Origin of the sequence: Corynebacterium sp. MSK122, assembly GCF_030229435.2 — a bacterium.
GTDB lineage: Bacteria > Actinomycetota > Actinomycetes > Mycobacteriales > Mycobacteriaceae > Corynebacterium > Corynebacterium marquesiae.
The window spans coordinates 1-248 of the sequence record NZ_JASPHV020000105.1; the positions used below are offsets into that span (position 1 = coordinate 1).

General features: G+C 44.0%; 1 protein-coding gene. It reads left to right on the plus strand.

Annotated elements, in window-relative coordinates:
* Positions 1-246, plus strand: a 246-nt coding sequence (locus QP934_RS11640; RefSeq protein ID WP_419127607.1) for a hypothetical protein, incomplete at its 5' end; no start/stop codon positions are given.
* Positions 247-248 lie beyond the last annotated feature (2 nt).

Genomic DNA, 248 nt, shown 5'->3' on the forward strand with positions numbered 1-248 from the left:
AAAAATAAACAGTTCCCTCAACCCGACGGGGTCAAAAAAGAGGAAACCACAAAGTTGAACACAATCACATGCCAACCAATCCATCTCAATGCAGCCGAAACACCAAACAGCATTCAAAAAGGTACGTGTTCCACATACCCAACCGGCACACACCAACCAACAAACCACCTAGGCCTGCTGGCAGACAAACCAATCAACACACAACCATGCACACAAAAAATAAAAAGTACATTGGCACACTATTGAGT